Origin of the sequence: Streptomyces sp. NPDC057623, from assembly GCF_042800355.1 — a bacterium.
Classification (GTDB): domain Bacteria; phylum Actinomycetota; class Actinomycetes; order Streptomycetales; family Streptomycetaceae; genus Streptomyces.
In genome coordinates this window covers 21,839-34,553 of the sequence record NZ_JBHVGZ010000095.1, presented here as the reverse complement: position 1 = coordinate 34,553, position 12,715 = coordinate 21,839, and the positions used below count along the sequence as shown (strand labels likewise).

General features: G+C 69.8%; 13 protein-coding genes and 1 riboswitch. Of the genes, 2 read left to right on the top strand and 11 right to left on the bottom strand.

Features of this window, described 5'->3' with window-relative positions; genetic code table 11:
- Nucleotides 1–122: 122 nt before the first annotated feature.
- From ACFU95_RS46125 to rlmN, 5 genes are all read right to left on the bottom strand, one after another.
- Nucleotides 123–914, bottom strand: coding sequence for a maleylpyruvate isomerase family mycothiol-dependent enzyme (locus ACFU95_RS46125; RefSeq protein WP_383842199.1), 792 nt, complete (start codon nt 912–914; stop codon nt 123–125).
- A gap of 25 nt (nt 915–939) precedes the next feature.
- Nucleotides 940–1,959 carry an ABC transporter ATP-binding protein gene (locus ACFU95_RS46120; RefSeq protein WP_383842196.1) on the bottom strand — a complete coding sequence of 340 codons (1,020 nt, stop codon included), beginning with the start codon at nt 1,957–1,959 and terminating at the stop codon, nt 940–942.
- On the bottom strand, nt 1,960–3,642 hold the full coding sequence (locus tag ACFU95_RS46115; RefSeq protein WP_383842193.1) for an ABC transporter permease: 1,683 nt from the start codon (nt 3,640–3,642) through the stop codon (nt 1,960–1,962). It lies immediately after the preceding gene.
- Nucleotides 3,618–4,661 carry a thiamine ABC transporter substrate binding subunit gene (locus ACFU95_RS46110; protein WP_383842205.1) on the bottom strand — a complete coding sequence of 348 codons (1,044 nt, stop codon included), beginning with the start codon at nt 4,659–4,661 and terminating at the stop codon, nt 3,618–3,620. Before ACFU95_RS46110 ends, ACFU95_RS46115 begins: the two co-directional genes overlap by 25 nt.
- A gap of 123 nt (nt 4,662–4,784) precedes the next feature.
- A riboswitch (TPP riboswitch) is annotated at nt 4,785–4,892 on the bottom strand.
- A gap of 35 nt (nt 4,893–4,927) precedes the next feature.
- Nucleotides 4,928–6,034: a 23S rRNA (adenine(2503)-C(2))-methyltransferase RlmN gene (gene rlmN / locus ACFU95_RS46105; RefSeq protein WP_383842190.1), complete on the bottom strand. Its 1,107-nt coding sequence runs from the start codon at nt 6,032–6,034 to the stop codon at nt 4,928–4,930.
- Nucleotides 6,035–6,112: 78 nt separating this feature from the next.
- On the opposite strand from rlmN, the gene ACFU95_RS46100 reads away from it, so the two are divergent.
- Nucleotides 6,113–6,307, top strand: coding sequence for a hypothetical protein (locus ACFU95_RS46100; RefSeq protein WP_383842187.1), 195 nt, complete (start codon nt 6,113–6,115; stop codon nt 6,305–6,307).
- Between the two features lie 20 nt (nt 6,308–6,327).
- Here the strand turns inward: ACFU95_RS46100 and ACFU95_RS46095 are convergent, their stop codons facing one another.
- The 6 genes from ACFU95_RS46095 to rpsB all read right to left on the bottom strand — a co-directional run bounded on the left by ACFU95_RS46095 (nt 6,328) and on the right by rpsB (nt 11,684).
- Entirely contained in the window at nt 6,328–6,777 is a 450-nt protein-coding gene (locus ACFU95_RS46095) for an SRPBCC family protein (RefSeq protein ID WP_383842185.1), read from the bottom strand.
- 160 nt (nt 6,778–6,937) lie between these two features.
- Entirely contained in the window at nt 6,938–8,104 is a 1,167-nt protein-coding gene (locus tag ACFU95_RS46090) for a phosphatidate cytidylyltransferase (protein WP_383842182.1), read from the bottom strand.
- The gene (frr, locus tag ACFU95_RS46085; RefSeq protein ID WP_062723265.1) at nt 8,104–8,661 is read right to left on the bottom strand and encodes a ribosome recycling factor; all 558 of its coding nucleotides are present in this window, start codon (nt 8,659–8,661) and stop codon (nt 8,104–8,106) included. Before frr ends, ACFU95_RS46090 begins: the two co-directional genes overlap by 1 nt.
- Before the next feature lie 170 nt (nt 8,662–8,831).
- Complete coding sequence (gene pyrH, locus ACFU95_RS46080; protein WP_383842179.1) at nt 8,832–9,590, bottom strand: UMP kinase; 759 nt, start codon at nt 9,588–9,590, stop codon at nt 8,832–8,834.
- 195 nt (nt 9,591–9,785) lie between these two features.
- A complete protein-coding gene (gene tsf / locus ACFU95_RS46075) occupies nt 9,786–10,622 on the bottom strand; it encodes a translation elongation factor Ts (protein WP_383842176.1) in 837 nt (278 codons plus the stop codon).
- A gap of 153 nt (nt 10,623–10,775) precedes the next feature.
- The gene (gene rpsB / locus ACFU95_RS46070) at nt 10,776–11,684 is read right to left on the bottom strand and encodes a 30S ribosomal protein S2 (protein WP_383842174.1); all 909 of its coding nucleotides are present in this window, start codon (nt 11,682–11,684) and stop codon (nt 10,776–10,778) included.
- 272 nt (nt 11,685–11,956) lie between these two features.
- On the opposite strand from rpsB, the gene ACFU95_RS46065 reads away from it, so the two are divergent.
- Entirely contained in the window at nt 11,957–12,568 is a 612-nt protein-coding gene (locus ACFU95_RS46065) for a murein hydrolase activator EnvC family protein (protein ID WP_383842171.1), read from the top strand.
- The last annotated feature ends 147 nt before the right edge of the window (nt 12,569–12,715 follow it).

Below are 12,715 nucleotides of genomic sequence, written 5' to 3'. Positions count from 1 at the left end.
CACCCCAAACACAAACGTCGGTCTCCAAGACCACAACCAGGTCTTGGAGACCGACGTCACGCACGGGCCGCCCCACAATTCGCCAACAGCGTCCCTTCCCCGGGGGCGGGCCGTTCGCCCCTTCAGCCGAAGGTCGCCCGCTCCAGCCAGAACTCCAGCAACTCCCGCTCGCCGAGGACCTCCACCTCCGGGCTGTCCAGCGACACCCGGCGGTAGAAGGCGAGAAGTACGGAGGTGAGGGGTCCCCTGAGCGCGACGGTCGCCTTCTCGTGGCCGCGTCGCCAGGCGATGACGTCCTCGGAGAGGTCGACCGTCCACTCCGCGGTGACGTCCGGCGTGCTGTCGGTGGCGTGCAGGTGGATGCTGCCGCCCGGCCGCCGCAACTCCCTCGCCGGGTCGTCCGGCAGCGTCCGCTGGGCCCACTCGACGATCTCCAGCCACTCGTCGATCGCGTCCGCGGCGATGTCCGGGGCGACGTCGTAGGACAGCCCGGCGGCAAGCGTCGCGTCCGCGCGGTGGATCGTGATCTCGTGGGTCATACGGCGGGCCCAGAACCCGGCGTTGAGCACCCCGGCCCAGCCCCACACCTTCGCGTCGGGACCGGCCTCCCGCAGTGCGGCGACGAGCATCTCGCCCGTCTCCGCCAGCCAGGCGTCCAGGGCGACGGGATCGCCCTCGGGACCCTCGGCCCCCGGCACCTGCCCCTCCGGGACCTCCTCCTGCGCCCGTGTCCGCACCATCAGCTCCACCCAGCGCAGGGCGCCGCCCGTGTGCCGTACGAGCTCCTCCAGCGACCAGTCCGGACAGGTCGGCACGGTGCTCGACAGGTCGGCGCCGGAGGTCACCACGGCCCTCAACAGGCCGACCTGGTGGGCGATTTCGTCGCAGTAGCGATCATGCGGGAGTGACGTCATGCCCCGCACCTTATGCGCCGGTCGATCAGCCCAGCACGACAATTTCGGCCGCGTCGAACTCCACGCCGACCTCGTCCCCGACCTCGGGGGCGAGCCGCAGCGCACAGGCCGCTTCGAGGCGCGGCGCGTCCTGCGGCTGGAGGTGCACGGCGACGTGCGTGCCCTTGAAGGTGCGTGCCGTGACCGTGCAGCGCAGCCCCGCGTCGGCGGCGACGAGCCGCACGCCGGCCGGCCTGACGAGCAGCGTCCGCGCCCCCTGTGCGGCGCCCTCGGTCACCGGCAGCTTGCCCCAGGGGGTGTCCGCGGCCTCCCCGGCGACGGTGCCCTCGACCACGTTGTCGAACCCGAGGAAGCGCGCCACGAACTCGTCCACGGGGTGCTGCCACACCTCCAGCGGCGTCCCGGCCTGGGCGATCCGCCCGTCCCGCATCACCACGACCCGGTCGGCGAGCGCGAAGGCCTCGCCCTGGTCGTGCGTCACGGCCAGCACGGTGGTGCCCAACCGTCCGAACAGCTCCCGGAGTTCGACCACGAGGCGCTCCCGCAGCGAGCGGTCGAGCTGCCCCAGCGGCTCGTCCAGCATCAGCAGCCGCGGCCGGGGCGCGAGCGCACGGGCCAGCGCCACGCGCTGCTGTTCCCCGCCGGAGAGGGAGGCGACGGCCCAGCGGGCGGCGCCCGGCAGCCCGACCAGTTCGAGCAACCCCCCTACCCGCTCGGCCTGTTCCCCCTTCGAGGCACCGTGCATCCGCGCCCCGAAGGCCACGTTGCCGCCGACGTCCCGCTGCGGGAACAGCTGATGGTCCTGGAACATCAGGCCGACGCCCCGCTTGTGCGCGGGCACCCCAGTCTGGTCCCGGCCGTCGAGCGACACCCGCCCGGCGTCGAGGGGTTGCAGCCCCGCCACCGCACGCAGCAGCGTCGACTTGCCGCTGCCGCTCGGCCCGAGGACGCACACGATCTCGTGCTCGGCGACATCGAGGTCGACGCGGTCCAGCACGGCCCGTCCACCGAACCGTACGGTCGCACCCGCGAGACTCAACAGCATCTAGAACTCCCCCGTCCGGTCCGTGCGCAGCCGCTCCAGCACCAGCAGCGCCACCGCGCACACCACCATCAACACCGTCGAAAGGGCCATCGCCTGGCCGTAGTTGAGTTCCCCGGCCCGGCCCAGCAGCCGGGCCACGGCGACCGGCAGCGTCGGGTTGTCGGGCCGCGCGATGAACACGGTCGCCCCGAACTCCCCGAGCGACACCGCGAAGGCGAACCCGGCCGCGATGAGCAGGGCCCGCCGCACCATCGGCAGATCCACCTCACGCCAGACCCGCCACGGCGACGCCCCCAGCACCGCGGCCGCCTCGCGCAGCCGCTGGTCCACTGCCCGCAGCACGGGCAGCATCGTCCGTACGACGAAGGGCACCCCGACCAGCGCCTGGGCCAGCGGCACCAGGATCCACGTGCTTCTGAGGTCCAGCGGCGGCTCGTCCAGGGCGATCAGGAACCCGAACCCGACCGTCACCGCGGACACCCCGAGCGGCAGCATCAGCAGCGCGTCGAAGCCCCGTACGAACCGGCCGGCGTCCCGTCGGGTCAACGCGGCCGCGGCCAGAGCGCCGATCAGCACGGCGATGAGCGTGGCGACGACGGCGTACTGCAGCGAATTGCCGATCGCCTCGATCGGCGCGACGAGGAAGACCCCGCCGTCGGCACTGGTCAGCGCCCGGTAGTAGCCGAAGTCGGGGGCGTCCAGCGACCGCTGCACCAACACCCCCAGCGGCAGCAGCAGGAGTACGGCGATGACGGCCAGGACCCCGGCCAGCAGCGCCCACTGCCCCGCCCCGCGCGGCCGCCGCGCGGTCACCGACGCGTCCACCAGGCGCAGGGCGCTCTCCCGCCGCCGTACCGTCCAGGCGTGCACGGCGAGGATCGCGCCCACCGCGAGGAACTGGATGATCGTCAGGACGGCGGCCGTGGGCAGGTCGAAGATCTCGGAGGTCTGCCGGTAGATCTCCACTTCGAGCGTGGAGAAGGTCGGCCCGCCGAGGATCTGCACCACACCGAAGGAGGTGAAGGTGAACAGGAAGACCATGAGCGCGGCGGCGGCCACGGCGGGCCCGAGGGCGGGGAGGGTGACCTGCCGCCAGGCTTTCAGCGGCGAAGCCCCGAGCATCCGCGCGGCCTCCTCCTGCCGCGGGTCGAGCTGCGACCAGAGCCCGCCGACGGTCCGTACGACGACGGCGTAGTTGAAGAAGACGTGCGCGAGCAGAATGGCCCACACGGTGGTGTCGAGCCGTACGCCCCACAGCTCGTCGAGGAGTCCGCCGCGGCCGAGGAGCGCGAGGAACGCCGTACCGACGACGACCGTCGGCAGCACGAAGGGGACGGTGACGACGGCCCGCAGGATCTGCTTGCCGGGGAAGTCGAAGCGGGCGAAGACGTAGGCGCCCGGCAGCGCGATCAGCAGGGTCAGCGCGGTGGAGGCGAGCGCCTGCCACGTGGTGAACCACAGGACGTGCCGGATGTCGGACTGCCCGAGCACGTCCGTGATACGCCCGAACTGCCACACCCCGTCGGCCTTCAGCCCGCGCGCGACGATGGCGGTGACGGGGTAGGCGAAGAAGACCGCGAAGAACGCGACGGGCACGGCGACGAGGCCGAGCCGCACCGCCGCGCTCCGCGCGCGTCCCTTACGCGGGACCGCCTCGGCTACTTCAGTACGAGCGAGGTCCACGACTTGACCCAGTCGTCACGGTTGTCGGCGATCTTCGCCGGGTCCATGGTCTCGGGATCCTTGGCCTGAGGTCCGTACTTGGTGAACTCCTCGGGAACCTGGGCGGCCTCCCGCACCGGGTAGACGAACATGTTGAGCGGCATGTCCTCCTGGAACTCCTTGGTGAGCAGGAAGTCGAGGAGCGCCTTGCCGCCCTCGGTGTTCTTGGCGTTGCTGAGCAGCCCGGCGTACTCGACCTGCCGGAAGCACGTACCGGTCGCGACCCCGGTCGGCGCGGTCGTCGGCTTCGGGTCGCCGTAGATCACCTCGGCGGGCGGCGAGGAGGCGTACGACACGACGAGCGGCCGGTCGGCCTTGGCCTTCTTGCCACCGGCCGAGCCGGAGAACTCCTCGTTGTAGGCCTGCTCCCACCCGTCGACGACCTTCACGCCATTCGCCTTGAGCTTCTTCCAGTAGCCCTCCCAGCCGTCGTCGCCGTACTTGGCGGCGGTGCCGAGCAGGAAGCCGAGGCCCGGCGAGGAGGTGGAGGCGTTCTCGGTGACGAGGAGGTCCTTGTAGGCGGGCTTGACCAGGTCGTCGAACGAGCTGGGCGGGGCCAGCTTGTGCTCGCTGAAATACGCCTTGTCGTAGTTGACGCAGATGTCGCCGGTGTCGATCGGCGTGACCCGGTGCTGGTCCTGGTCGGCCCGGTACTCGGGCAGGATCAGGTCGGAGCCCTTGGGCTCGTAGGACTGGAACAGCCCGTTGTCGAGCGCCCGCGAGAGGAGGGTGTTGTCGACACCGAAGAAGACGTCGCCCTGCGGGTTGTCCTTGGTGAGGATGGCCTTGTTGACGGCCTGGCCGGCGTCGCCGTCCTCCAGGACCCTGACCTTGTACCCGGACTGCTTCTCGAAGGCGGCGAGGACGTTCTTCGAGACGGCCCACGAGTCGTGGGCGACGAGCGTGACGGTCTTGGAGCCGGAGCCGTCCGACTCGGAGCCGCCGGAGTCGGACGACCCGCACGCGGACAGACCGACCATGCCGAGGCCCACGACGACAGCCGCGAACCGCTTGTGGGTGTTGCTCACTGAATTCCTCCTGGGTGACCAGGAAGAGACGCGGCCCTGCCCAGGACCTCCGGGGTCCCGGGCAGGGCGCAACAGCTTGAGTAGTGACCGAACTTCCTACCCAGAATGACCTGGGCAAGGTTCAGAGGGTCTGCGGCCCGATTGCCGCACTCTCAGCGCTGTGGCGCTCCCCTGTCGGAATATGAAGATGTACTTACGGCGGTCTTACGGTGGCCAGACTACCGCTCGGTCGCGGCGAGCTGCCCGCACGCTCCGTCGATCTCCTGGCCACGGGTGTCCCGGACCGTCACCGGCACACCATGGGCGGCGATGGCTTCGACGAACGCCTTCTCGTCCTCGGGCCGGGAGGCGGTCCACTTGGACCCGGGAGTCGGGTTCAGCGGAATGAGATTGACATGCACGGGCTTGCCCTTGAGCAGCCGCCCGAGCCGGTCACCACGCCAGGCCTGGTCGTTGATGTCCCGGATGAGGGCGTACTCGATCGACAGCCGCCGTCCGCTCTTCCCGACGTACTCGAACCCGGCGTCGAGCACCTCACGCACCTTCCAGCGCGTGTTGACCGGCACCAGGGTGTCGCGCAGCTCGTCGTCGGGCGCGTGCAGCGAGATCGCGAGCCGGCACTTGAAGCCCTCGTCGGCGAACCGGTGGATCGCGGGGACGAGCCCGACGGTCGAGACGGTGATGCCGCGCTGGGACAGCCCTAGCCCGTCCGGCTCCGGATCGGTGAGCCGTCGGATGGCCCCCACGACCCGGTTGTAGTTGGCGAGCGGCTCGCCCATCCCCATGAAGACGATGTTGGACAGCCGAGCGGGCCCCCCGGGGACCTCCCCGTCCCTGAGCGCCCGCATCCCGTCCACGATCTGATGGACGATCTCGGCGGTCGACAGATTCCGGTCCAGCCCCGCCTGCCCGGTCGCACAGAACGGGCAGTTCATCCCGCACCCCGCCTGCGAGCTGATGCACATGGTCACCCGGTCCGGGTACCGCATCAGCACCGACTCGACGAGCGTCCCGTCGAACAGCCGCCACAGCGTCTTGCGCGTGTCGCCCTGGTCCGTCGACAGATGCCGTACGACGGTCATCAGCTCCGGGAAGAGTTCCTCCCGCAACTTGACACGCGCCCCGGCCGGGATGTCGGTCCACTGCTCGGGGTCGTGCGTGTACCGCGCGAAGTAGTGCTGCGAGAGCTGCTTGGCACGAAACGGCTTCTCGCCGATCGCGGCGACGACGTCCTTGCGCTCCCCGGGCGTGAGGTCGGCAAGGTGCCGCGGCGGCTTCTTGGCTCCGCGGGGGGCGACGAAAGTGAGTTCTCCGGGCTTAGGCATAGCTCAACCAGTGTCGCAGATCGAATTGTGTGACCCGGCCGCCCCCGGTACTCGCACCACGCGACGCCAGCTCCACAGGTGCAGATCGCCGGCGCGCTGCAGGGCAAGCGGCTCGCCCCGATCGACATCACCACGGACGACGACAAGGTCGGCACCGCGGTCGACGACTTGAACGAGACGATCGCGGACTACGACCGGGCCGTCCTGAACAGCGCCACCGACCCGGATTCGAGCCGGATTCGAGCCGGATCGATGCCGTGGCGCAGGAGCTGAGGGACGTCTGCGCGGCGTAGCTAGTCGTTCGTGCGTTCCAGCCTGTTCTTGAGGAGTTGCTCGTCGCGCGGGAGTTCCTTGCGGACCTGCGGTCGGACGACCAGGGGCACCAGAACCTTGCCGAGGCCGTGCCCCTCGAAGTCGATGTCGATCGTCACGCGGGACCGGCGGCCGCCCTCGAGCGGCTCGATCTCGCCGTGGGTACGGGGCCTGACGGGGCCGTCGATCCCGTGCAGATCCCAGCTGTGCGGAGGGTCGAGCTCGTCGAACTCCACGGTCATCGGAATCTCGCGGCTGCCGACGCGCCGGGTGACCCGGACCCGGGATCCGGTGTGGATCGGCCCTTCGTCGAGTTGTTCGGCCGAGACCGCGCTCAGCTGCCACTCCGGCAGATGGGAGGGTTCGGTGACATACGCGTAGACCTCGCCCGGCGGGCGGTCGACGTCGATGATTTCTCGGATGATGGCCATGACGACCCCCTTTGCGGCGCCTTGAAGGCGTACACGGGAATCGTCCCACCGGACGCCCCGCGACACCATCGCGCGCGGCCTCGCGCGACAAACCGAGGAGCCCCCGCTCGGCAAGAGCGGGGGCTCCTCGGGTTGGCCCATACGTCAGCCGGATCCCGGTTCAGCCCGATCCGACGAAGAGGACGAGCAGGAGCCATACGACCGGTGCCGTGGGCAGCAGCGAGTCCAGCCGGTCCATGATCCCGCCGTGCCCCGGCAGCAGGGTGCCCATGTCCTTGATGCCCAGGTCCCGCTTGATCATCGACTCACCGAGGTCGCCGAGCGTGGCGCTGGCCGCGACCGCGAGGCCCAGGAGCAGGCCCTGCCACCAGGTGCCGTCGTCGATCAGGAACTGCATGCACAGCGCGCCCGCCACCATCGCGAAGCTCACCGCGCCGAGCAGGCCCTCGCGGGTCTTGCCGGGGCTGATGCGCGGGGCGAGCTTGTGCTTGCCGAAGCGCCAGCCGACGGCGTACGCCCCGGTGTCGCTGACGACCGTCAGGAGCAGAAACGTCAGGACCCGCCAGGCCCCGTCGTCGGCCGTCAGCATCATCGCGACGAACGTCGCCAGGAACGGCACGTAGAACGCCGCGAAGACGCCCGCGGTGACGTCCTTGAGATAGCCCTCCGGCGGCTCCGTCATCCGCCAGACCAGTACGGCCAGGGCGGTCAGCGCCATCGACACCCAGGCGCCCTCGGCACCCCGGACGTACCCGGTGATCACCATGGCCGCGCCGCCGATCGCGAGCGGCACGAGGGGCGCCTTGATGCCCTTGCGCTCCTCGAGCCGCTTGGTCAGCTCCCACAGACCCACGACGACGGCGACCGCGACAACACCGACGAACACGGCCTTGACGACGAACAGGGAAGCGACGATCACCACGCCGAGCGCGACACCGACTCCTATGGCCGCACCCAGGTCGCGCCCCGCGCTCTTCTTCTGCGGCGGGGGCGCCGGCTGCGGGGCGTCGGGCATGGGCTCCGGATTCTGCGGCGCCGCCTCGGAGGGCCGCGCCTGCGGCGTGTCGTACGGCCGCGCGGGGGGCGGCTGTTCCCGGAACAAGGGGCCGCTCAGCCGAGCGGCCCCCCGGTCGTCATCCTGGTCTCCGCCATACGCGGGTACGTCGGGCACGATGGGCATGGGGCGAGTCTGCTGCGCCTCAGGCGCATCGTACGCGGGACCCGCCGGGGCAGCCCCCTGGACAGGCCCACGTGCGGCGGCCCCCCAGTAACCGGCTTGCCCGGCTTGCCCGGCTTGTGGCGGTGCCCCCCAGGAAGAGTCGTTCATCAGACCTCGAGCAGCTCCGCTTCCTTGTGCTTGAGGAGCTCGTCCACCTGCGCGACGTACTTGTGCGTGGTGTCGTCGAGCTCCTTCTCCGCACGGCGGCCCTCGTCCTCGCCGATCTCGCCGTCCTTGATCAGCTTGTCGATGGCGTCCTTGGCCTTGCGACGGACGGAGCGGATGGAGACTCGCGAGTCCTCGGCCTTGCTCTTGGCGACCTTGATGTAGTCGCGGCGGCGTTCCTCGGTGAGCTCGGGGAACACCACCCGGATGATGTTGCCGTCGTTGCTCGGGTTGACGCCGAGGTCGGAGTCACGGATGGCCTGCTCGATGTTGCGCAGGGCCGTCTTGTCGAACGGGGTCACTACCGCCATGCGCGGCTCCGGCACGGAGAACGAAGCCAGCTGGTTGATCGGCGTCGGCGCGCCGTAGTAGTCGGCCACGATCTTGTTGAACATCGCCGGGTGCGCACGGCCGGTGCGGATCGCGGCGAAGTCCTCCTTGGCGACCACGACGGCCTTCTCCATCTTCTCCTCGGCCTCGAGGAGGGTCTCTTCGATCACCACTTGCTCCTGCGTGTCTTGAGTAAAGGCCCGGCTGCGGTTCCTGGGTGGGGGCGGCGGCCGGCTGCGTCGCGTCTTCTTCCTGCACGGTTCCCGACCGGCCGGACATTGTCCATCCCCCGGTCAGGGTCCGTCCCGTCCGTCCCCCGGACGGGCTTGTTGTCGAGGCGTCAGCCCTGACCGCCCTGCTCACCCACCAGCGTGCCGATCTTCTCACCCTTGACGGCGCGCGCGATATTGCCCTCCGCCAGAAGCTCGAAGACCAGGATCGGGAGCTTGTTGTCGCGGCACAGTGTGACCGCGGTGGCGTCGGCGACCTTGAGGTCGCGGGTGATGACCTCGCCGTAGCCGAGGGAGTCGAACTTGACGGCGTCCGGGTTGGTCTTCGGGTCGGAGTCGTAGACCCCGTCCACGCCGTTCTTGCCCATCAGCAGCGCCTCGGCGTCGATCTCCAGGGCGCGCTGGGCGGCGGTGGTGTCGGTGGAGAAGTACGGCATGCCCATACCGGCACCGAAGATGACCACACGGCCCTTCTCCAGATGCCGTACGGCACGCAGCGGGATGTAGGGCTCGGCGACCTGCCCCATGGTGATGGCGGTCTGGACCCGGCTGTCGATGCCCTCCTTCTCCAGGAAGTCCTGGAGGGCGAGGCAGTTCATCACGGTACCGAGCATGCCCATGTAGTCGGAGCGCGCCCGGTCCATGCCGCGCTGCTGGAGTTCGGCGCCGCGGAAGAAGTTGCCGCCGCCGATGACGACCGCGATCTCCGCGCCGTCGCGGACGACGGCGGCGATCTCGCGGGCGATCTTGTGCACCACGTCCGGGTCGACACCGAGGCCGCCACCACCGGAGAAGGCCTCTCCGGACAGCTTCAGCAGAAACCGGCCGCGTACTTTGCCGTCGTCGCTCTTCTGGGCCTTGGTGGTCATCGAGATCCCGCCTTTATTACGTGGTGCACATACGAAGAAGGCCATTGCCGGTTGGGGCGTGTTTCGCATCCCATGCGCGGCAATGGCCTCCTCGTCAGATCTGCTGTCGTCCGTCACGCGCGCGTACGTGGTGACGGCGTCCGCGGACGACTCCCCTTGACCTTATCGGGGTCGGGCGCCGATCGCGGTACGGACTCAGATGCCGACCTTGATGCGCGAGAAGCGCTTCAGGGTGACACCGGCCTCGTCCAGAACCTTCTGGACGGACTTCTTGTTGTCGAGCGCGTACGGCTGACCGAGCAGCGTGGCGTCCTTGAAGAAGCCGTTGAGGCGACCCTCGACGATCTTCGGCAGGGCGGCCTCGGGCTTGCCCTCGGCGCGGGTGGTCTCCTCGGCGACGCGGCGCTCGGACTCGACGACCTCGGCCGGCACGTCCTCCTTGGCCAGGTACTTCGGCGCGAAGGCGGCGATGTGCTGGGCGATGCCCTTGGCGACCTCGGCGTTCGGCTTGTCCAGCTCGACGAGGACACCGATCTGCGGGGGCAGGTCGGGCATCGTGCGGTGCATGTACGCGAGCACGAAGCCGTCGCCGTACTGCGCGAAGCGGTCCAGGACGATCTTCTCGCCCAGGTTGGCGTTGGCCTCGTCCACGAACGCCTGGACGGTCTTGCCGGCCTCGATCTCGGAGGCGAGCAGCGCCTCGATGTCGGCCGGGGAGGTCTTGGCGACGTGCTCGGCGATCGCGGTGGCGACGGCCTGGAACTTGTCACCCTTGGCGACGAAGTCCGTCTCGCACTTCAGCTCGACGAGGACACCGGAGGAGTTGTCGTCAGCGATGATCGAGACCACAGCGCCGTTCTCGGCGGAGCGGCCCTCGCGCTTGGCGACGCCCTTCTGGCCCTTGATGCGGAGCGCCTCGACGGCCTTCTCGACGTTGCCCTCGGCCTCGTCCAGCGCCTTCTTGCAGTCCATCATGCCGGCGCCGGTGAGCTCACGGAGCTTCTTGACGTCAGCGGCGGTGTAGTTCGCCATGAGTCTGTGAATCTTTCTCGAAGTCTGGAAGATCGAAGATCTACGGGGTCTACGGCCCCCATGAAGGCGGGAGCCGCTGACCTTTCGTCGACCTACGGGTGAACGGCGGGAGCGGACTTGATGTCACCGCTCCCGCCGTCAACGCTGACGGTGTCAGGCCTGCTCGCCCTCGGCGGCCGGAGCCTCGGCGGCCGGGGCCTCGGCGGCGGGAGCCTCAGCCTCGGGGGCCTCGGCGGCCGGAGCCTCAGCGGCAGGGGCCTCGGCGGCGGCCGGGGCCTCGTCGGCCTTCTTCTCACCCTCGAGCAGGTCGCGCTCCCACTCGGCGAGCGGCTCGCCCGCGGCCTTCTCGCCCTTGTCGCCGGTGGCGACGCCGGAGCGGGCGATGAGGCCCTCGGCGACGGCGTCGGCGATCACGCGGGTGAGCAGGGTGACGGAGCGGATCGCGTCGTCGTTGCCCGGGATCTTGTAGTCGACCTCGTCGGGGTCGCAGTTGGTGTCGAGGATGGCGACGACCGGAATGTTGAGCTTCCGGGCCTCACCGACCGCGATGTGCTCCTTCTTGGTGTCCACGATCCAGACGGCGCTGGGCACCTTCTGCATCTCGCGGATACCGCCGAGGGTCTTCTCCAGCTTGGCCTTCTCGCGCGAGAGCACGAGAAGCTCCTTCTTGGTCAGACCGGACGCGGCGACGTCCTCGAAGTCGATCTGCTCGAGCTCCTTGAGACGCTGAAGGCGCTTGTAGACGGTCGAGAAGTTGGTGAGCATGCCGCCCAGCCAGCGCTGGTTGACGTACGGCATGCCGACGCGGGTGGCCTGCTCGGCGATGGCCTCCTGCGCCTGCTTCTTCGTGCCGACGAACATGACCGTGCCGCCGTGGGCGACGGTCTCCTTGACGAACTCGTAGGCGCGGTCGATGTACGACAGCGACTGGAGCAGGTCAATGATGTAGATGCCGTTGCGCTCCGTGAAGATGAAGCGCTTCATCTTCGGGTTCCAACGACGGGTCTGGTGACCGAAGTGGACGCCGCTCTCCAGCAGCTCCCGCATCGTGACGACGGCCATGGCCGCTCTCCTTGAATGTTCTCGGTTGTGCCGCGGATGCCGGACGGCTTCCGCGCCTGACGCCCACATGCGCCGTGCCACGAAGGACCGAGGGGCGCTGACACGGGCCGTTTCCGGTGGCCGTGTCGGGGCGTGCGAAGTCGACCCGGTGACCCGGATCGCCAGAAGAAGTGTACGGGACCCGCGAGGTGCCGGGTGACGCCGCTGTCCACAACCGGGGAGTTGTCCACAGATCCCGGCCATGATCGACCGAGGTGCGGGAGGGTTCCGCCATGCGAGAGATGCGATACGCGAGGACGGCGAGGACTCTCGGGCGGCTGCTGTTGCTGTTGCTCCTGACGGCGACCGTCCTGCTGGCCCCGGCTCCACGACTGACCCCGACCGCCACGAGCACGCCCGCCGCACCGGCCCCGGATCCCCCGGCGCCGGCGGTCGGACGAGCTTGGCCCGTGGGAGTACGTCCCGCGATCCTCCGCGGCTGGGACCCCCCGGCGACACCGTACGGCCGCGGCCACCGTGGCGTGGACCTCGCCGCCCCGGCCGGGGCGCCGGTACGGGCGGTGGCGGCGGGGCGGGTGTCCTTCGCGGGCCGGGTGGCGGGCAAGGGGGTCGTGTCGGTGGAGCTGACGGGGACGGGAGATCCACCTCTGCGGGTGACATACGAGCCGGTGCGGGCGTCGGTGAAGGAGGGGGACGGATTGGAGGCCGGGGAGGTCGTGGGAACCGTGGAGGCGAGTGGCTCGCACTGCTCGGGAGCCTGCGTGCACTGGGGCTTACGGAGAGGCGAGGCGTATCTGGACCCGCTGTCGCTTCTGCCCCCGTGGCTGCTGCGCAGCGGCCCGTCAAGGCTGCTTCCGGTCCTCGGGGTGCCATTGCCCGCCTGACCGACGTGACTACGGGCCGCCGACGCCCGCGGATGCGGGCGTCCCGCGCCGCCAGGTCACCCCAACCAGGCGGCACCCGTCCGAGCTGTACGACTCACGCAGCAGCACCCAGCCGGCACCGGCAGGACCGGCAGGACCGGCAGGACC

Coding starts and splice junctions, on each gene's coding strand:
- ACFU95_RS46125 (WP_383842199.1), bottom strand. CDS start 914: ATGACGTCACTCCCGCATGATCGCTACTGCGACGAAATCGCCCACCAG.
- ACFU95_RS46065 (WP_383842171.1), top strand. CDS start 11,957: ATGCGAGAGATGCGATACGCGAGGACGGCGAGGACTCTCGGGCGGCTG.
- rpsB (WP_383842174.1), bottom strand. CDS start 11,684: ATGGCCGTCGTCACGATGCGGGAGCTGCTGGAGAGCGGCGTCCACTTC.
- ACFU95_RS46120 (WP_383842196.1), bottom strand. CDS start 1,959: ATGCTGTTGAGTCTCGCGGGTGCGACCGTACGGTTCGGTGGACGGGCC.
- ACFU95_RS46095 (WP_383842185.1), bottom strand. CDS start 6,777: ATGGCCATCATCCGAGAAATCATCGACGTCGACCGCCCGCCGGGCGAG.
- ACFU95_RS46110 (WP_383842205.1), bottom strand. CDS start 4,661: ATGGTCGGTCTGTCCGCGTGCGGGTCGTCCGACTCCGGCGGCTCCGAG.
- tsf (WP_383842176.1), bottom strand. CDS start 10,622: ATGGCGAACTACACCGCCGCTGACGTCAAGAAGCTCCGTGAGCTCACC.
- rlmN (WP_383842190.1), bottom strand. CDS start 6,034: ATGCCTAAGCCCGGAGAACTCACTTTCGTCGCCCCCCGCGGAGCCAAG.
- pyrH (WP_383842179.1), bottom strand. CDS start 9,590: ATGACCACCAAGGCCCAGAAGAGCGACGACGGCAAAGTACGCGGCCGG.
- ACFU95_RS46090 (WP_383842182.1), bottom strand. CDS start 8,104: ATGAACGACTCTTCCTGGGGGGCACCGCCACAAGCCGGGCAAGCCGGG.